The sequence below is a fragment of the Dongia soli genome (assembly GCF_034044715.1).
In the GTDB taxonomy this organism is placed as follows: Bacteria; Pseudomonadota; Alphaproteobacteria; order Dongiales; family Dongiaceae; genus Dongia_B; species Dongia_B soli.
On sequence record NZ_JAXCLW010000006.1, the window covers coordinates 72,629 to 89,751 of the forward strand.

At 61.2% G+C, this 17,123-nt stretch carries 16 protein-coding genes; 10 read left to right on the plus strand and 6 right to left on the minus strand.

Features of this window, described 5'->3' with window-relative positions:
- Window positions 1-3 precede the first annotated feature (3 nt).
- From cysI to SMD27_RS18280, 4 genes are read left to right on the plus strand one after another with little or no spacing between them, the layout of a single operon-like run.
- On the plus strand, window positions 4-1,743 hold the full coding sequence (cysI, locus tag SMD27_RS18265) for an assimilatory sulfite reductase (NADPH) hemoprotein subunit (RefSeq protein ID WP_320509868.1): 1,740 nt from the start codon (window positions 4-6) through the stop codon (window positions 1,741-1,743).
- A 29-nt stretch (window positions 1,744-1,772) separates the two neighbouring features.
- Complete coding sequence (locus SMD27_RS24350) at window positions 1,773-1,997, plus strand: hypothetical protein (RefSeq protein ID WP_320509869.1); 225 nt, start codon at window positions 1,773-1,775, stop codon at window positions 1,995-1,997.
- A 41-nt stretch (window positions 1,998-2,038) separates the two neighbouring features.
- On the plus strand, window positions 2,039-3,199 hold the full coding sequence (metB, locus tag SMD27_RS18275; protein WP_320509870.1) for a cystathionine gamma-synthase: 1,161 nt from the start codon (window positions 2,039-2,041) through the stop codon (window positions 3,197-3,199).
- Window positions 3,200-3,221: 22 nt separating this feature from the next.
- Window positions 3,222-4,070: a 5-formyltetrahydrofolate cyclo-ligase gene (locus SMD27_RS18280; RefSeq protein WP_320509871.1), complete on the plus strand. Its 849-nt coding sequence runs from the start codon at window positions 3,222-3,224 to the stop codon at window positions 4,068-4,070.
- 20 nt (window positions 4,071-4,090) lie between these two features.
- Here the strand turns inward: SMD27_RS18280 and SMD27_RS18285 are convergent, their stop codons facing one another.
- From SMD27_RS18285 to SMD27_RS18300, 4 genes are all read right to left on the minus strand, one after another.
- Window positions 4,091-4,540 (minus strand): MarR family winged helix-turn-helix transcriptional regulator, encoded by a 450-nt coding sequence (locus tag SMD27_RS18285; protein ID WP_320509872.1) that lies wholly within the window; start codon window positions 4,538-4,540, stop codon window positions 4,091-4,093.
- Between the two features lie 122 nt (window positions 4,541-4,662).
- Window positions 4,663-5,430: a bestrophin-like domain gene (locus tag SMD27_RS18290; protein WP_320509873.1), complete on the minus strand. Its 768-nt coding sequence runs from the start codon at window positions 5,428-5,430 to the stop codon at window positions 4,663-4,665.
- A gap of 205 nt (window positions 5,431-5,635) precedes the next feature.
- A complete protein-coding gene (xth, locus tag SMD27_RS18295; RefSeq protein ID WP_320509874.1) occupies window positions 5,636-6,508 on the minus strand; it encodes an exodeoxyribonuclease III in 873 nt (290 codons plus the stop codon).
- The gene (locus SMD27_RS18300; protein WP_320509875.1) at window positions 6,486-7,031 is read right to left on the minus strand and encodes an Atu4866 domain-containing protein; all 546 of its coding nucleotides are present in this window, start codon (window positions 7,029-7,031) and stop codon (window positions 6,486-6,488) included. Before SMD27_RS18300 ends, xth begins: the two co-directional genes overlap by 23 nt.
- A gap of 289 nt (window positions 7,032-7,320) precedes the next feature.
- Here SMD27_RS18300 and SMD27_RS18305 point away from each other — a divergent pair, with 289 nt between their 5' ends.
- Window positions 7,321-8,229: an AraC family transcriptional regulator gene (locus SMD27_RS18305; RefSeq protein ID WP_320509876.1), complete on the plus strand. Its 909-nt coding sequence runs from the start codon at window positions 7,321-7,323 to the stop codon at window positions 8,227-8,229.
- A 549-nt stretch (window positions 8,230-8,778) separates the two neighbouring features.
- On the opposite strand, the gene SMD27_RS18310 is transcribed toward SMD27_RS18305, so the two are convergent.
- Both SMD27_RS18310 and SMD27_RS18315 read right to left on the minus strand, forming a co-directional pair.
- A complete protein-coding gene (locus SMD27_RS18310; protein WP_320509877.1) occupies window positions 8,779-9,588 on the minus strand; it encodes a TauD/TfdA dioxygenase family protein in 810 nt (269 codons plus the stop codon).
- A gap of 42 nt (window positions 9,589-9,630) precedes the next feature.
- Window positions 9,631-11,715: an acetate--CoA ligase family protein gene (locus tag SMD27_RS18315; RefSeq protein WP_320509878.1), complete on the minus strand. Its 2,085-nt coding sequence runs from the start codon at window positions 11,713-11,715 to the stop codon at window positions 9,631-9,633.
- 197 nt (window positions 11,716-11,912) lie between these two features.
- Here SMD27_RS18315 and SMD27_RS18320 point away from each other — a divergent pair, with 197 nt between their 5' ends.
- The 5 genes from SMD27_RS18320 (at window position 11,913) to hemC (ending at window position 16,921) form a co-directional block, all read left to right on the plus strand.
- Window positions 11,913-12,725, plus strand: coding sequence for an enoyl-CoA hydratase/isomerase family protein (locus tag SMD27_RS18320; RefSeq protein ID WP_320509879.1), 813 nt, complete (start codon window positions 11,913-11,915; stop codon window positions 12,723-12,725).
- 144 nt (window positions 12,726-12,869) lie between these two features.
- Window positions 12,870-13,712, plus strand: a complete 843-nt coding sequence (locus SMD27_RS18325) for an ABC transporter substrate-binding protein (protein ID WP_320509880.1) — start codon at window positions 12,870-12,872, stop codon at window positions 13,710-13,712.
- Window positions 13,713-13,756: 44 nt separating this feature from the next.
- Window positions 13,757-14,872: an amino acid ABC transporter permease gene (locus tag SMD27_RS18330; protein ID WP_320509881.1), complete on the plus strand. Its 1,116-nt coding sequence runs from the start codon at window positions 13,757-13,759 to the stop codon at window positions 14,870-14,872.
- 25 nt (window positions 14,873-14,897) lie between these two features.
- A complete protein-coding gene (locus tag SMD27_RS18335) occupies window positions 14,898-15,641 on the plus strand; it encodes an amino acid ABC transporter ATP-binding protein (RefSeq protein WP_320509882.1) in 744 nt (247 codons plus the stop codon).
- 350 nt (window positions 15,642-15,991) lie between these two features.
- Entirely contained in the window at window positions 15,992-16,921 is a 930-nt protein-coding gene (gene hemC, locus SMD27_RS18340) for a hydroxymethylbilane synthase (protein WP_320509883.1), read from the plus strand.
- Window positions 16,922-17,123 lie beyond the last annotated feature (202 nt).

Sequence of the window (17,123 nt, forward strand, 5' to 3'; positions counted from 1 at the left end):
CTGATGAGCGAAACTGCCATCTATCCCCATACCGATCGCAGCCGCGACCTGTCGCAGCCCTTATCGGCGCTCGGTCCCGATGAAAGCTTGAAGGCGAATAGCGATCATCTGCGCGGCACGATCGCGCTCAGCCTGCTGGACCGCCTGACCGGCGCGGTCGCGGCCGACGATACCAAGCTGATGAAGTTCCACGGCATCTACCAGCAGGATGACCGCGACCTGCGAGACGAGCGGCGGCGGCAGAAGCTGGAACCCGCCTTTCAATTCATGGTGCGTGTCCGCCTGGCCGGCGGGGTCTGCACCCCGGCGCAATGGTTGAAACTGGACGAGCTTGCCCGCGCCCATGGCAAGGAGACGTTGCGCCTGACCACCCGACAGACATTCCAGTTTCACTGGATCCTGAAGCACGACCTGAAAGCAACCATACAAGGTCTGCATGACGCGTTGCTCGACACCATCTCGGCCTGCGGCGATGATGCGCGCGGCGTCATGTGCTCGGTCAATCCGGCGATCTCCCAGCTTCATGCCGATGTCTATGATCTCGCCCGGCGCACCAGCGACCGCGCCATCCCCCGCATGCGGGCCTATCACGAGATCTGGTATGACGAGGAGCGGGTGGCGACATCGGAGCCCGAGGAGCCGTTCTATGGCGCCACCTATATGCCGCGCAAATTCAAGATCGGCTTCGTCATCCCGCCGGTGAACGATATCGATGTCTATGCCCAGGATCTCGGTTTCATCGCGATTGGCGGGCCGGCCGGGCTGGAGGGCTTCAATGTCGCGATCGGCGGCGGCATGGGACGGTCCGACCAGAGTGCCGCCACCTATCCGCGCCTGGCCGATGTCATCGGCTATATACCGGCCGACCAGGTCTTCGCCACGGCGGAGGCGGTCATGGGCGTCCAGCGCGATTACGGCGACCGGCGCGATCGCGCCAAAGCGCGGTTCAAATACACGATCGACGAGAAGGGATTGGATTGGATCAAGGCGGCGATCGAAGCCAGGCTCGGTTTTGCGCTGGAGCCGGCGCGGCCGTTCCATTTCACCTCGAACGGCGACAGTTTCGGCTGGACCGAGGATGAGACCAAGCGCAGCCACTTCACCCTCTTCATCGAAAACGGCCGCATCGTCAATCGGCCTGACCGTCCGTTGATGGATGGGTTGCGGGAAATCGCCCGGCAGCATCGCGGCACCTTCCGCGTCACCCCCAACCAAAACCTGGTCATCGCCGATATCGCGGCAGAGGACAGACCCGCCATCGAGCAGATCTTGCGGCAATATCACCTCGACGGGTCCAATGCACAAAGCGCCTTGCGTTTGAACTCCATCGCCTGCGTCGCCTTGCCAACCTGCGGCCTCGCCATGGCCGAGAGCGAGCGTTATCTGCCGGACCTCCTGACCAAGATCGAAGCGATCCTCGGGACACATGGCTTGCAGGATGAGCCGATCACCATCCGCATGAGCGGCTGCCCCAATGGCTGCTCGCGCCCCTATATCGCCGAGATCGGTTTCACCGGCCGCGCGCCCGCAAAATACAATCTCTATCTCGGCGGCGGCTTCCATGGCGAACGTCTCAACAAGATGTATCTGGAGAATGTCGGCGAGGGGGAGATCCTCGCGGCGCTGGAAAAGATCATCGCGCATTACGCCGCCGAGCGCGCCGCCGGCGAGCATTTCGGCGATTTTGCCATTCGCGCCGGCTACGTGCCCGAAGTCAGGGAAGGCCGCCACTTCAACAATTGATCCCATCCGTTGGTATCAGGGAGGAATGAATGTCTTTGTTACTCGGTCAAACCGCGCCGGATTTCGAACAGCAGAGCACCCAGGGTCCGATCCGGTTTCATGATTGGCTGGGCAAGAAGGTGGCGGCGCCGGTCAACTGGCAGCCGGGCAAGCCGGCGATCATCGCGCCCAGCCTGACCAACCAGCAGGCGCGCGAACATTTTCCGCAAGGTTGGACCGAGTTGAAGCCCTATCTGCGGATCGTCCAGCCATAATCCGGTCAACAAAATACGAGCGTCAAATCGGGGAGGACACTATGCCGGAGCCCAAGGCACCGCAAACCATCGCTGCTGCGAATGGGATTGCCACGGATCCCGCCTATCGCGCGGTCACGCCGCCAATCTATCTGTCGAGCACCTTTGCCTTCGAGGGATTCGAAAAAGGCGGGCGTTACGATTACAGCCGTTCGGCCAATCCGACCCGCGATCTGCTGGCCGACACGATTGCGAAGCTGGAAGGCGGCGTGGGCGCTGTCATTACCGCCAGCGGCATGGCGGCGGTGGATCTGATCCTGGCGGGACTTGAAGCCGAGGATTGGGTGATCGCGCCGCATGATTGCTATGGCGGCACCTACCGGCTTCTGGCGGCCCGCGCGGCCAAGCGCCAGTTCAACCTTGCCGTCGTCGATTTCGCCGACCAGCAGGCGCTGGCCGCCGCTTTCGCCCGCGAACCCGCTTTGATCTGGGTCGAGACACCGAGCAATCCTTTGATGCGGATTGTCGATATTCGCGCCGTCAGTGCCAGGGCGCGGTCGATCGATGCGAAAGTCGCGGTCGATAACACTTTCCTCTCGCCGGCCCTGCAACAACCTTTGGCGCTGGGCGCCGATTTTGTCGTGCATTCCACCACCAAATATCTCAACGGCCATTCGGACATGGTTGGCGGCGCGGTCATCGCCGCCGATAAGGACGACCTGCAAATTCTCATCGACTGGTCCAATATAGCCGGGCTGGGCGGTGCGCCTTTTGATTCCTATCTGACCTTGCGGGGTATTCGGTCGCTCTTCCCCCGCATCGAACGCCAGCAGAAGACGGCTGGGGCGATTGCATCCTTCCTGCAGGACCATCGTTTCGTTCAACGGGTCCATTATCCGGGCCTGCGCTCGCATCCCAATCATGATCTCGCGCGCGATCAGCAGCGCGGCTTCGGCGCCATGCTGAGCTTCGAGCTTGCCGGCGGCCGGCGGGAGATTGCCCGCTTCGTCGAGTCAGTGCAGGTCTTCACCCTGGCGGAATCGCTTGGCGGTGTCGAAAGCCTGGTCGCCCATCCCGCCACCATGACCCATGTCAGCATGGGCGCTGAGGCCCGGCAGGCGGCGGGCATCAGCGACAGCCTGCTTCGGCTGTCGATCGGCCTTGAGGCGGAAGACGATCTGCTGCTCGATCTCGATCGTGCGCTGATGGCTGTCGCGCATTGAACAAGGTGGAAGGAAGTTGCGGATGGAAGCGATGGATTGGCCGGCCGTCAGAATATGGCGCAAGGCCGTGCGGGCAAAGGCGATCGCGGCCAGGGTCGCGGTGCCGGCGACCTTGCGCGATCACTGGACCAAGGCGCTGATCGCCGAGCTGCGGCCAATCCTGCTGCATGCGCCGCAGCCGATCAGTTTTTACTGGCCGCTGAAAGCCGAGCCTGATCTGCGTCCGCTGATGCGGGAGCTGGATGATTTCGGCATCGAGATCTGCCTGCCCGTGGCGCTTCGCCTGGGGGAGCCGATGACTTTCCGGCCCTGGAACCGCGGCATGGCGATGACGCGTGGCATCTGGAACATACCGATCCCGGCAACCGAGAAAGAGGTCACGCCGCGCAGCTTGATCGCACCTTTCGTCGCCTTCGATGACAAGTATCGCCTCGGCTATGGCGGTGGCTTCTTCGACCGGACCTTGGAGAAGATCGGCGCGGCCGCCCGGCCCATCGGGATCGGCTTCTCGATGTTCCATGTGCCGACGATCCATCCACAGCCGCATGACATTCCCATGCGGCGGATTGTGACGGAGCAGGGTGAGGAGCCGAAAACCGATGGCCGGGACCTAAACGCACCGTCCGATGTCACGCAGGCTCTCGCGGCCTTGATGCCGGGCCTACCGGAAGAGCTGAAGCCGCTCGCGGATTTCGTCCACTGGCGCCTGGGCGGCGAAGTTGCCGAGCCGGCAGCGCAACTGGCGCCCGGACAAGCGGAAACGATGCTGCGACAGGCGGCGGTGTCGCATGATCGGCCGGTTCCGTACCAGATGGCCTTGCGCGCCTTGCTGGCCGGCATCGACCGGTTCGCGGCGATCAACCGCGCTTGACGGGTTTTCTTGGCCGGCGCTTACGCCCCGGTGGCGTCGCCGAAACTGGCGAGCAAGCGGGCCAGTTGCGGGCCGATGCGCCGCAACTCGGCAATATGAACCACCGACATGTGCTTCAGACGCTCGCGTGCCGCGGGGGTGAGGGAAACCAGGACCTTCCGCTTGTCGGTCTTATCCTGCTCGCGATTCACCAGATCGAGCGCGACCAGACGATCGACCAGCTCGACGGCGCTGTGGTGCTGGATCAGCAGGTAATTAGCGAGTTCGCTGATCGTTGCGGTTTCGCGCCCCGGATTGCCGACAATGCAGAGCAAAGCCTGATGCTGCCGTGGCGTCAGACCTTCACGCCGCGCCGCTGCCTGGCTGAAATTGAGAAAGCGGCGCAATTGATAGCGGAAGGCGGCCAGCATTTCGTAATCCGATTTTTCCAGCGTCTCATGATCGTTGGAGATTGTTGTGCTTCCGCCCATGATACCAAGTCCCGCCAACGGTTATCACATTATTCCTTCACGTCGGAACCCTACCGTCGCACGTCGTGGCATGCAAACGCACGCTGCAGACGAGCGGCGCCTTTGGCACTTTTCGCTCACCGTTAAGATGCCTGGCCGATAAGTGAGAGGGCGCGCTGCAACGGGCCGCTGGAAACCCGGAGCAGCCCGCTATAAGGCTGATCGAGCTCGAGGATGAGGAGGACGGCTCCCGCAGTCGACAGAGCGCCTAGAAGGAAAGTAACGAGAATCGTGACATTGGGCGGTGTCTGCAGACCGAAACCGACGAAGAGCAGGATCAGCCAGAAGACCAGCACGACCAGGAATGGGGACGCCAGCGTGTTATGGAGCTTTTCATACATCAAGGTTCGGGTGCGCAGCAGTTCTATGCCGAGTTGCATTGCATTGCTTTGCGCGATGTGCTGACCATTGGTTTGCGGCTCCAGCTTCTGCAGGCGATCGTAGAAGGCTTCCCACTTGCTGTGCAACTGCGGCGGTTCGGTGTTTTCCGGCGTACTCCCGTCGGCCGGCCAGATACGCTCGACAGCGAGGACCACGCTATCGCGGAACAGTCCCCGCGCGTCGGCGGTTTCGGGACCGTAATGGGCCAGGATGCGGTCGATTTCGATAACCTCGGCGGCGAGCTGCGCCACATAAGCGCTTTGGGTATCGAAATTGTTCTTGGCCGAGACGATCAGCAGGCCGAGGACCAGCGCCGACATCGTGGCGACTAGGCCCATGACCAATCTCACGACATCCTGGGTGCTGCTGTCGACGTGATGTTCCGGTAACCTTCGCCGCACAGCAAGGCCGAGGAAGGCTCCCCCGACGACGAACAGGAAGACGAGGACGGCAACTCCGATCTCGCTCACTTGCCGGCTTCCCTTCCTGGTGCGACATCGCGTGTGATCTTACGCCGATTTCATCGGGACAGACACGTAAAATGGCCGCATAGGGACAGGCTCCCATAGCGGTCGATAACGATCGCGCGATTAGCCACTGCTCTGGCGCGGTTCCGCGTCGTCTGATTAAGGGAGATTGACAGCTTTGGTAGGAGCGCCAAGTTTTCAGCGGAGATTATTGCTTTTTCAGCTTGATCCAGGCAGGCGCGTGATCGCTAGCGCCTTCCGCGCCGCGCACATCGCGATCGACGCCGGCTTTCTGCAGAAGCGCTGCGGCGGCCGGATTGAGGAGCAGATGGTCCAGGCGCAAGCCGGCATCGCGCTCCCATCTGTGGCGCTTGTAATCCCAGAACGTGTAGATGCGCTTTTCCGGATGGAGATGCCGGATCGCATCGGTCCAGCCCTGGGCGAGAAGGCGGGCGAAGGCGCGGCGGCTTTGCGGCTGCACCAAAGCATCATTGTCCCATGACCGCGTCGGATAGATATCCGCCGGTGTCGGCACAACATTGTAATCGCCGCAGAGCATGACCGGCGCATCGGTGTCGTAAAGCTTGCGCGCATGCCGGATCAGCCGGTCAAACCATTTGAGCTTGTAATCGAATTTCGGTCCGGGCTGCGGATTGCCGTTCGGCAAATAAAGGCAGGCGATCAGCAGACCATTCACCGCCGCTTCGATATAGCGCGCCTGTTCATCGGCCGGATCGCCCGGCAAATGCGTGCGTGTCACCACCGGCGCGCCACGGCGGGACAGAATGGCGACACCATTCCAGGTCTTCTGTCCCTGCCAGACGGCCCGGTAACCCGCCTCGCCGATCTGCCGCTCGGGGAATTCATGCTGAGCGGCTTTCAGCTCCTGCAGGCAGACGATGTCGGGCTTGGCATCGTCAAGCCAGGCCAGAAGATTGGCGAGGCGGCGGTTGACATTGTTGATGTTGAAAGTGGCTATTTTCACGGGCTGGCAGCTATTGCGGATATCGATGGCAATAACCGGTGCCCGGTGCGGAAGTTCCGGCGACGCCGTGGCCTTACTGGCCGCGACGGAATTCATAGGCATCGATACGCAGAACGCCATCATCGATGGTGCCATGCACGTCGAAACCTGACTCGTCGCTGAAATGCAGGAGCGATGCATTCAGCACGGCATAGCGGCCGGCATAAGCGTTATTGCGCTTGCCCCAGGATTCCTCATACCGGCCGTCGGGCAAAAGATCGAGGCGGATATAGCCGTCGGGCGAGAGCCAGGAGCCGGTTACATCCGCCGTGGCGTGAGCAGTGTTCTCTGCCACCGTATTGTGCTGCGCGGTGTCGAGGGCCGCCGCTGTGACGGGCGGCGCGGACCTAGCTTGCTGTATCATCGAATGATCCTCCTTCGGAACGGCGCGAAACGGCTGGGCAATCTGTTGCGCGGCTGCGGCCACGAAGACCGCCGCCAGGATGGCAATATTGCGAAACCCTTGGCCAGCCCCGCGGACTTGGGACGGAGCCGCGGATTTCCGCGAGACGAATGACCGCGCCAACTGCTCCTGACGAGCGGCTTTGGCGCGGATGGATGGAATGGCGCTGACGGGCATGCTGAACCTCCTTCCTGATTGGCCTTCTCGCGGAATTGATGAGAAGGGGATGGCGGTCTGCGTCACTGATGGGGGCTAACTTAACGGGTAAAGCGGGTTTGGCGAATATCTGAATCTATGAGAGTATTGCCTAATCCTATTGTCATCCCAATTTAATGATGACCTAGGCCCGAAAATAATAGCCTATATATACCAAGCGAGCTGAACCGAGGAAGAGATGGTCGCATCCGAGAAAAAAATCCAGTCCGAGCGACAAGTTTCACCCCAAGTTTCACCGGTGCAGGCCCGCATGGTGGCTTTGCTCGACAAGTTGGCGCCCCAGGAGGGTCACACCCTGGCGCCGATCGAGGGGGTGAAATTCATGCGCGCCACGCGCTCCTTGCCGCGCATGCCGGTGCTCTACGAGCCCTGCATCGTGGTGATCGCCCAAGGCCGCAAGCGCGGCTATCTCGGCGATGAGGTCTTTCCCTATGACGCGCAGCAATTCCTGGTCCTGGCCGTGCCGCTGCCCTTCGAGGCGGAGACCGAGGCCAGCCCCGAGGAACCGTTGCTCGGCATCTCCATGCGGATCGATCTGAAAGTGGCCGCCGAATTGCTGCTGGCGCTGGACGAGGCCGGCAGCTACGCGCAGCAAATGCCGAAGGGGATCTGCGCGACACCGCTCGATGCGAAGCTCGGCGATGCGGTGGTGCGGCTGCTCGATGCCTGCACCTCGCCGCTGGAAGCAAACCTGCTGGCCCCGGCGATCCTGCGCGAGATCTATTTCCGCGTGCTGGCGAGCGAGCAGGGCGGGGCGATCCGCGCCGCGCTCACCCATCAGAGCCAGTTCGGCAAGATCGCCAAGGCGCTGCGCCGCATCCACGCCGAATATAGCGGCGATCTCGATGTCGCGAAGCTCGCGGATGAGGCGGGGATGAGCGTTCCGGCCTTCCATGCCAATTTCAAAGCGGTGACCCAGACCTCGCCGATCCAGTACCTCAAGACCACGCGATTGCATAAGGCGCGGCTGCTGATGGTGCAGGACGGCGTCACCGCCGCCGTCGCCTCCGACCGCGTCGGCTATGAAAGCCCCTCGCAGTTCAGCCGCGAATTCAAACGCTTCTTCGGCCGCACCCCGCAGGAAGAAACCCGCTTCATGAAAAACCTGCTGGTCGAGATACCGATGGAGCAGTCGTCGCGCTATGTGACGGTGCAGTAGGACGATCACGCACTTTTATATCGGCGCAGTCGTTGCCGTGGACCCTCGGGTCAAGCCCGAGGGTGACAACCTTGTTTGTTGTTGTGTTGTGCGATGGCCAGTGACGCTGCGTGCTGATGGCGATGTCGCCGGTCATCGCAATGCGTTGATGCCATTCTCGCTGTCACCCTCGGACTTGATCCGAGGTCCATCGCGGAAACTGATGAGCGTTGCCTCACTTGCACCGTTCGTCGCCTCTAAGAGCGAGAACGGTAAACATGCGAAAACGCATTTGCATTTTGAGGTTCGATACGGAGACGTAGGACACAGTCTCAATTCTCGAACGGCGATTAATCCACTCTATTATCTGCCTTGGCTGAGAGATGCAATTTATGGTAGTGATAATTAGATGATTGCGGGTCCTGTTGCCGCCTTGGTCTTCTGGCTAACCCTCAGGCCCGATCTCGAGCCCGAGCCCGATCTCGATTAAGAGGGCTGACCGGTCATCCTAAAAGGAAAACGGGAAGGATCATTTCCGTCCCTTTTTTTATCCTGCGATGCGTGACCGCATCACGTTTCGATGGTGATGCGGTGCATTTCCCGGCGGTGGCCGTGATAGTCGTTGATCGGCAGATGCTGGGTGCTGCGGTTGTCCCAGAAGGTGAGGGTGCCGGGGGCCCAGCGGACGCGGGTGAGGAATTCGCCCTTGACCGCGTGCTGGCAGAGATAGTCGAGCAGCGGCTTGCTTTCCTCCACCGTCATGCCCTTGAAATGGGTGGTGTAGGTGGCGTTGACGTAAAGCAGCTTCTTGCCGGTTTCCGGATGCACCTTGATGACCGGATGTTCGCCGCGCTTATTCTCAAGACGCATCGGCATGATGGTCTGCTTGGTCACCGGATCGATTTCCGGCACCGCCGTTTCATGCACGCCGATAAGCTGTTCCAGAATGCCCTTCAGCGTATCAGAGAGGGCTTCATAAGCGAGGTACATGTTGGCGAAGAGCGTGTCGCCGCCCTTTGGCGGGGTGTCGATCGCATAGAGCGCGGAGCCGAGGACCGGCTTTTCGAGGAAAGTGACATCGGAATGCCATTTCTCGCCGAAGACCTTGCGGTCGTCCTTTTCCTTGACGACACGGAGGACTTCCGGATGCGCATCGTCGATCGGCCGGGCGGCGATATAGGGATGCACATGGAGCGGGCCGAAATAGCTGGCGAAGGCCTTGTGCTGTTCGATGCTCAGCTTCTGGTTACGGAAGACCAGGACCTGGTGTTCCCAAAGGGCGGCGCGGATCGAGGCGACGACATTCTCGCCCAGCTTGGCCGACAGATCCACGCCATGAATTTCCGCGCCCAGGGCGCCGGTCATCGGTTGAATTTCCATCTCGGTTCTCGCAGCTAGTAGCTCTCGTTGGATCAAACTCAGTCATCGCAAAACGATCAAGGCATCCACCACGACGCAACCCTTGCCATCCTCGCGGACCTTGATCGGGTTGAGGTCGATTTCCGCAATCCGCTCGGCATTGGCCTGGGCGAAATCCGCGAGACCATAGAGGCAGTCGACCAGGCTGCGCAGATCCGCGCCGGGCCGGCCGCGATAGGGGCGCAGCAGCGCCGCACCCTTGGTCTCGCCGATCAGGGCTTCAATATCGCCATTGCGCAGCGGCAGCAAGCGAAGCGCGAAATCCTTCATCACCTCGATGCCGATGCCACCCATGCCGAAAGCCAGCGACAGGCCGAAATCCGGGTCGCGTGACACGCCGCCGAAGACCTCGATCCCGTCGGCGACGAATTCCTGCACCAGATAGCCGTCGATCTTGGCGTTATCGAGGCGGCTGAGCCGTTCCTCCAGCAGGCGCCAGGCGGCGTCGAACTCGGCTTCGTTGCGCAGGCCGACGATCACCAGGCCATGCTCGGATTTATGCGGGATATCGTCGGAAACGACTTTCAGCACCACCGGGAAGCCGATCTCGCGCGCCACCGACCGTCCGTCATCCAGCGCGCGGACGAGATGTTCGCGCGAGACCGGCACGCCATAGGGCTGCAACAGCTTCTTTGCATCATATTCGCCGATCACCTGGCGCGTGCCGTTGAGATCGGGCGAGGCGGGATGCTTGACTTGGCGCAGGGGCGGCAAGGGGGCGAGGTGACGCGCCACCCGGTCGATGGCGCCGAGGCCCTGGCGCGTGCCGCCGATCTGGGGAATGCCGTGTTCGGCAAGGTAATTGACCTGGGTCAGGTTCATCAAGCCGGGGCGGGTATTCATGAGATAATGAGGCTTGTCGCTGTTTTCGGCGGCTTCGACCAGCAGCTTCATTTCGTCGAGCAAGCGATCCTCGCCGATCATCGGCTGCTTCTCGTTGCAATCGGCGCAATAGACGATGCTGTCGTGATCCTCACTCTCGTTCAGCACCGCGAGCGCATTCGGCAGATTGGTGCGCCAGTCGCCATTGCCCCAGCTATCGAGCGGATTGCCGTCGCCGGTGATCGGTCCTTGCACACTTTCGACCTTGGCGCGGTCGGCGGCGGAGAGCGGCGGGAGTTCCCAGCCGGATGCGGTGGCGACATCGAGGATGAGTTCCGCCTGGCCGCCCGATCCGGTGATCACCGATGAGCGCCGGCCGCGCGGCAGGCGCTTGCCCTGGCACACCGCCAGAACCTCGGTCAGTTCATCCATGTCATTTACTTCGATGGCGCGATGGGCGCGCAGCAATTCGGAGAAGACGCGGGATTCGCCGGCGAGGCCGCCGGTATGGCTGGTGATCGCATGGCGCGCGCGTTCGCTCTGCCCGACCTTCAAGACGACGACCGGCTTGCCGCAATCGGCCGCGCGGTCCAAAGCCGCGACATAGCGTTCGGGCGAGCGCACGGTTTCGGTGAAGGTGGCGATTACCTTGGTCGCCGGATCGTCAATCAGGTAATCGATGAGCGCCGCGGTATCGACCACCGCTTCATTGCCGGTCGAGGCGATCAGGCTGAAGCCGAAGCGGCGCACATCGCCGAGCAACCCGTTGCCGATGGAACCGCTTTGCGAGATCAGCGCGACATTACCGGGCAGGCCCTTGGGATCGCGCACTTCGTAGATATAAGTCGTGCTGCGGGCGGGCGGGTTGAAGATGCCCATGCAATTCGGACCGCAGAGCGAGATATTGCCCGCACGGCAGATATCGGCGATGGCCTGCTGTGTTTTCTTTCCCTCGTCGCCGCGTTCGGCGAAGCCGCCACCATAAATCACCGCGCCGCCGGCGCCTTTATCGGCCAGTGTTTGCAGATGCTCGACGATGCGATCGCCGACACAGATCGACACGACATCCGGCGCTTCGGGCAGATCATTCACGCTGCGGTAGCATTTCAGGCCGAGCAATTCGTCATATTTCGGATTGATCGGATAGACCCGGCCAGGAAAACCAAGGCGGCTCAGCGATTGGATCAAGGTGCGTCCGATCGAGGGACGTTCCGATGCACCGAGAATGGCAATGGATTGGGGATTGGCAAGCCGGGAAAGGGTCATCGTGCTGGCACCGTTACGCTGGCATTAATTATTCGTTTGTAGATTCGTCTTTTCACTTTTACCAAAGCGCTAAGAGGCGTCGTGCCAAATATGCACCTGCCTTGACAGATTATCATGTTAACTTGTAAAGACAAGTCATTACAAGTGACGGTAGCAGCTCAAGAACTGCCGCCGCAGTCGCGGGGAGGCGACGGATCGTGACCTATCAGCACATTCTCTATGCGGTCGATGACCGCGTTGCGACGATCACCTTCAATCGCCCGAAGCAGCATAATGCGCTCAGCGTGCCCCTGGTGGAGGAGTTCATCCTGGCGATCGCCGCGGCGGATAAAGATCCGGATGTGCGCGTTATCGTGGTCACCGGGGCCGGGGACAAGGCCTTCTCCGCCGGCTATGACATGAAGGAATCCTCCGAGAACAAGGACCATTCGCTGGCCGCCAATCGTGCGCGGACGGCGTGGGACCTGCGCTTCGTGCTGTCGGTCTGGGATTGCAGCAAGCCGGTCATCGCCATGATCGACGGCTATTGCTTCGCCGGTGCTTTCGAATTCGCCATGTGCTGCGACAGCCGCTATTGCTCTGATGTTTCCAGCTTTGCTTGCCTGGAAGCACGCTTTGCCAGCGCTGTCACACCGATCATGCCCTGGTTGATCGGCCAGCGTGCCCGCGCGCTCGTCTATACCGGCGACAAGATCGGCGCCGATGAGGCCTTGCGCCTCGGCCTGGTCGACAAGGTCTTTGCCAAGGCCGATCTGCAGGCCGAGGTGATGAAGATCGCCAAGCGCATGTCGCGGGTCGCGCTTGATTACCTCAAGCTGAACAAGCGGGCGATCAACAATACATTCGAAGCGATGGGCCTGCGCCAGTCGCTGCTTTATGGCGCCGAACTGGCGGCGACGATGCTGACCCAGGGCTCGCCGGAAGGGGACCGCTTCAACGAAATCCGCCAGAAGGACGGGTTGGCGGCGGCGCTCAAATGGCGCGATGAGCAATTCTCGCCGTTCGAATAGCGAAAAAAATCACCGGCTCTTCGGCAGGCGACTGTGGCGAAAGAGCCGGGCCATAGATGCAGCGATGGTCGGCATGACGATCGGAATTGACATCGACGGCAATTACATTCCAATTCGCAGTCGTCACAATGGGAGGATTTCGCAATGCGTACCAACTTTCTTGCCGTCGCCGCTACTTTGCTGGCGATCGGTTACACCAATGCCGCAATTGCCGCCGATAAGTTCGGCGATTGCGAACTGACTGGCACGAAAGGCTCCATGCCGGTTTCGACCGTCGTTCCCGGCCAGGTCACCGTTCAGGTCGCCTTGCCGGCCCCCGGCTGGTACAACGGCGACACGCCGGAAACCATCAAAGACGGCTATGAATATTGCATGGCCGCCAACATGGCCTATCGCGCCGGCTACGATAAGCTCGCCATCGTCAATGCCACCTGGGATTCACTGATCGCCGGCCAGACCCGGAATTACGATTTTGCTCTCTCCGAAGCGACGATCACGGAGGCCCGCAAGAAGGTCGTCTCCTTCTCGATCCCGTATTTCAGCTCGGATCTCGGTGTCCTGGTGAAGAAGGGCACGAAGGTCGATGAAAAGACCATCAAGGACATGCGGATCGGCGTCCACCAGGGCACGACCGGTGCTGATTTCGCCACGAACGTGCTCAAGCCGACCAAGCCGGTGAAGACCTTCCCGGATACGCCGGGCATGTTCGTCGCTTTGGCTGCAGGCCAGATCGACGTCGTCCTCACCGATACCGCCTATGTGCTCGGCCAGGCCGCGAAGTCGAACGGCATGATGGTCACCGTCGGCCAGTATTCGACCGGCGAGGAATATGGCGCCGTCTATCCGAAGGATGGCAAGAACAACGCCGAATGGGACAAGATCATCAAGTCGATGCAGGATGACGGCACCCTGAAGAAGCTGGCGCATAAATACCTGGCCGAAGCCTGGGGCGCCGATCCGACCCAGATTCCCTATTGGAAGCACTAATCGGCCGATACTGAAAAATAGGGCATAGAAGCAGGGCACTGAAAATGACGGCGCGCGACAAACTCACTGCAAGCGATACGACCGGTCGCCGCTGGCGCTTCGGTGCTCCGCCCAAGAACCCGACCAAGCTGGCGCTCACCGCAATCGCGGTGGGCGTCATCCTGGCGGCTTTGAGCTGGCTCACCCTCGACAATCTCTATCTTGCCTTGCAGGCGCTGGAACAGGGTGGCGCTGCGGCAAAGATCATCCTGGTGATCCTCGGCATCGGCGCTCTTTATCCGCTGCGCCCGGCCTTCCGCAGCCTTGCGCGGGCGCGCTCTTCGCGCCAGGCGCTGGCACAGAACGATCTGGTCAATGCCCGGATCGATACCGCGGCGTCACGCGATGCCGCCTGGATCTCCATCAGCCTCTCGGTCGCTTTGGCGATCGTGCTGATGGTGGTGGAATTCTTGATCGCCAACGACCTGGCGGTCAGCCGCACCTTCTTCCTGCTGCCGCTGATGGGCGAGACCTTGGGTCTCATCCTCCAGGCCTTCCTTACCAATATCTATATCTTCCTGATTGCCGAGGTGCTGGTCCTGGTGGTCGGCCTCATTGTCGCCATCGCGCGTTTCACGCCGGGCGAGGCGGGTAAGCCGATCCGCGCTTTGGCGGTGATCTATACCGACGTCTTCCGCGGCCTGCCGGCGATCATCAATATCTACCTGATCGGTTTCGGTATCTCGCTGACCGGCTTGCCGGTGCTGAAGGACTGCTCGCAGGAAACCTTCGCCATCATCGCGCTGACCCTGACCAACAGCGCCTATGTGGCCGAGATCTATCGCGCCGGCATCGAAAGCATTCATTGGAGCCAGATCGCGGGCGCGCGGTCGCTCGGCCTCACCTATATGCAGACGATGCGCTTCGTCATCGTGCCGCAGGCGGTGCGCCGGATCATTCCGCCGCTGCTGAACAGCTTCATCAGCCTTCAGAAGGATACCGCGCTGGTCAATATCATCGGCGCGATGGATGCCTTCAACCAGGCGAAGATCATCGCCAGCAACCATTTCAACCTGTCGGCGGTGACGACCGTCGCCATCATCTTCGTTGTCATCACCATCCCGCAGGCGCGGCTGGTCGACCGGCTGGTCGAACGTCGCCGGCTCGCGGGCGGGATGTAAGTAACCGGTATGTAAGGCAGCCGACATGGCCCTGATCGAAATTCGCGACATTCACAAGAACTTCGGCGGTCATACCGTCTTCAACGGCATGAGCCTGGCAGTCGAGGAACATCAGGTGGTCTGCCTGATCGGCCCGTCGGGTTGCGGCAAATCCACGTTGCTCCGCTGCATCAACGGGCTGGAGCCGATCGATGGCGGCGAGATCCGCATCCATGGCGAGCGCATGACCGGGCCGGGCGTCGATGTGAATGCCTTGCGCCGCGATGTCGGCATCGTGTTCCAAAGCTTCAATCTGTTCCCGCATATGACGGTGCTGGACAATGTCACTTTGGCGCCGATCCAGGTACTGAAAGTGCCGCGCGCCGAAGCGGAAGCCCGGGCCATGGAGCTCCTGAAGCGCATCGGCCTCGAACAGAAGGCAACCTCCTATCCCGACCGCCTGTCGGGCGGGCAGCAGCAGCGTGTCGCCATCGTCCGCGCCTTGGCGATGGACCCGATGATCATGCTGCTGGATGAAATCACCTCGGCGCTGGACCCGGAACTGGTCGCCGAAGTGCTGTCCATGGTGCGCGATCTCGCCAGGGAAGGGATGACCATGCTGCTGGCCACCCATGAAATGGGTTTCGCCCGCGAAGTCGCCAGCAAGGTCTGCTTCCTTTATGGCGGCAAGGTACATGAGGAAGGCCCGCCCGAGCAGATCTTCGGCGCCCCCCGCGAGGAACGCACCCGCAGCTTCCTGCGCCAGATTGTCGACGCCGGGCGGCTGTAGCCGTCTTGCAGGCGTGGCGATCATTGCACGGCGTTGATGCCATTCCCGCTTGTCACCCTCGGACTTGATCCGAGGGTCCATCGGAGCGACTGACGAACGTTACCGATTGGCACCCGACGGCCATCCACGCCGTACATAGGATCCGCCCTCAACCGTGGACCCTCGGATCAAGTCCGAGGGTGACAACCTCGTTTGACTTTGGCGCCGTGCGATGACCGTTTAGGTGTATCTGAAGATGCAGCCGGACGATTGGCGTCGGATTACCGCATATCAGCGCCGAAAATAGCTGGCATTGCCGGGCGTGGGGGCTATAACTGCCGGAATTCATTCGCTTCCAGGAGCCGCCTGTCATGACCGCCGCCCTTCTTCGCATTGGAACCCGCGCCAGCCCCATGGCCGTTTCCCAGACGGGACGCGTGGCGCGGGAACTGGCGGCGGCCAATCCCGAACTGGCCGCGCCGGGCGCGATCGAACTGGTGAAGATCGTCACCACGGGCGACCAGTTGCAGGACCGGAAACTGTCCGAGATCGGTGGCAAGGCACTGTTCACCAAGGAAATCGAGGAAGCGCTGATCGCCGGCCAGGTGGATATGGCGGTCCATTCGATGAAGGATGTGCCGACGGTATTGCCGCCGGGCCTGGAGATCGCCTGCATGCTGAAGCGCGACGATCCGCGCGATGCGGTGATGGCGGCCGGTTGCAAAAGCTTCGACGATTTGCCGGCCGGCGCCACGATCGGCACATCCTCGCTGCGCCGTGCAGCGCAGGTGCTGCATCGCTGGCCGCAGTTGAAAGTCGTGCCCTATCGCGGCAACGCCAATACGCGGTTGCGCAAGCTGCAGGAAGGTGTCGTGGATGCAACCATCCTGGCGCTCTCTGGCCTGCATCGCATCGACCGGCTCGATGTCATTTCCTTCATCATGTCGGTGGAAGACATGCTGCCGGCGGTCGGGCAGGGGGCGCTTGGTGTGGAGATCCGCAGCGATGACCAGCGCGCGCGCAACTGGCTGGCGCCGCTGCGCGATGAGCCATCGGAAATCTGCGTCAATGCCGAACGCAGCCTGCTGATGACACTCGACGGTTCCTGTCGCACGCCGATCGCCGCCCTGGCGGAGATCGACGACGAGGGTGAGTTGCGTTTGCGCGGTTTGCTGGCACAACCTGATGGATCGCAACTGGTGCAGGGCGAGCGTCGCGGCAAGCCGAGTGACGGTGAAAAACTCGGCCAGGATCTCGGCCTCGAGTTGAAAAAGAAACTGCCGATCATGCCGACGCATTAAGTCCCATCAAGGCTGCCTATGGCGAGCAGTCGCGATGGCGGAACCTGCCGCGAATTGGTCATGCCGATTGAAGAGCGTCAAAGCCCCATCCGCCGTGGGGCTTTCTACGTTGGGGCTTTGCTCCCATGCGACTTAAGGAACATTGCATGGCGCGGCCTGTCCAATTAGGCTGGCTCTTATCTGATCGCAATCCAATCAGAAA

Excerpts from the sequence above, each read along its gene's own strand:
- metB (WP_320509870.1), top strand. The coding sequence starts at position 2,039 with ATGCCGGAGCCCAAGGCACCGCAAACCATCGCTGCTGCGAATGGGATT.
- cysI (WP_320509868.1), top strand. The coding sequence starts at position 4 with ATGAGCGAAACTGCCATCTATCCCCATACCGATCGCAGCCGCGACCTG.
- SMD27_RS18280 (WP_320509871.1), top strand. The coding sequence starts at position 3,222 with ATGGAAGCGATGGATTGGCCGGCCGTCAGAATATGGCGCAAGGCCGTG.
- SMD27_RS18310 (WP_320509877.1), bottom strand. The coding sequence starts at position 9,588 with ATGGAAATTCAACCGATGACCGGCGCCCTGGGCGCGGAAATTCATGGC.
- SMD27_RS18325 (WP_320509880.1), top strand. The coding sequence starts at position 12,870 with ATGCGTACCAACTTTCTTGCCGTCGCCGCTACTTTGCTGGCGATCGGT.
- xth (WP_320509874.1), bottom strand. The coding sequence starts at position 6,508 with ATGAATTCCGTCGCGGCCAGTAAGGCCACGGCGTCGCCGGAACTTCCG.
- SMD27_RS24350 (WP_320509869.1), top strand. The coding sequence starts at position 1,773 with ATGTCTTTGTTACTCGGTCAAACCGCGCCGGATTTCGAACAGCAGAGC.
- SMD27_RS18285 (WP_320509872.1), bottom strand. The coding sequence starts at position 4,540 with ATGGGCGGAAGCACAACAATCTCCAACGATCATGAGACGCTGGAAAAA.
- SMD27_RS18305 (WP_320509876.1), top strand. The coding sequence starts at position 7,321 with ATGGTGGCTTTGCTCGACAAGTTGGCGCCCCAGGAGGGTCACACCCTG.
- SMD27_RS18330 (WP_320509881.1), top strand. The coding sequence starts at position 13,757 with ATGACGGCGCGCGACAAACTCACTGCAAGCGATACGACCGGTCGCCGC.
- SMD27_RS18335 (WP_320509882.1), top strand. The coding sequence starts at position 14,898 with ATGGCCCTGATCGAAATTCGCGACATTCACAAGAACTTCGGCGGTCAT.
- hemC (WP_320509883.1), top strand. The coding sequence starts at position 15,992 with ATGACCGCCGCCCTTCTTCGCATTGGAACCCGCGCCAGCCCCATGGCC.
- SMD27_RS18300 (WP_320509875.1), bottom strand. The coding sequence starts at position 7,031 with ATGCCCGTCAGCGCCATTCCATCCATCCGCGCCAAAGCCGCTCGTCAG.
- SMD27_RS18315 (WP_320509878.1), bottom strand. The coding sequence starts at position 11,715 with ATGACCCTTTCCCGGCTTGCCAATCCCCAATCCATTGCCATTCTCGGT.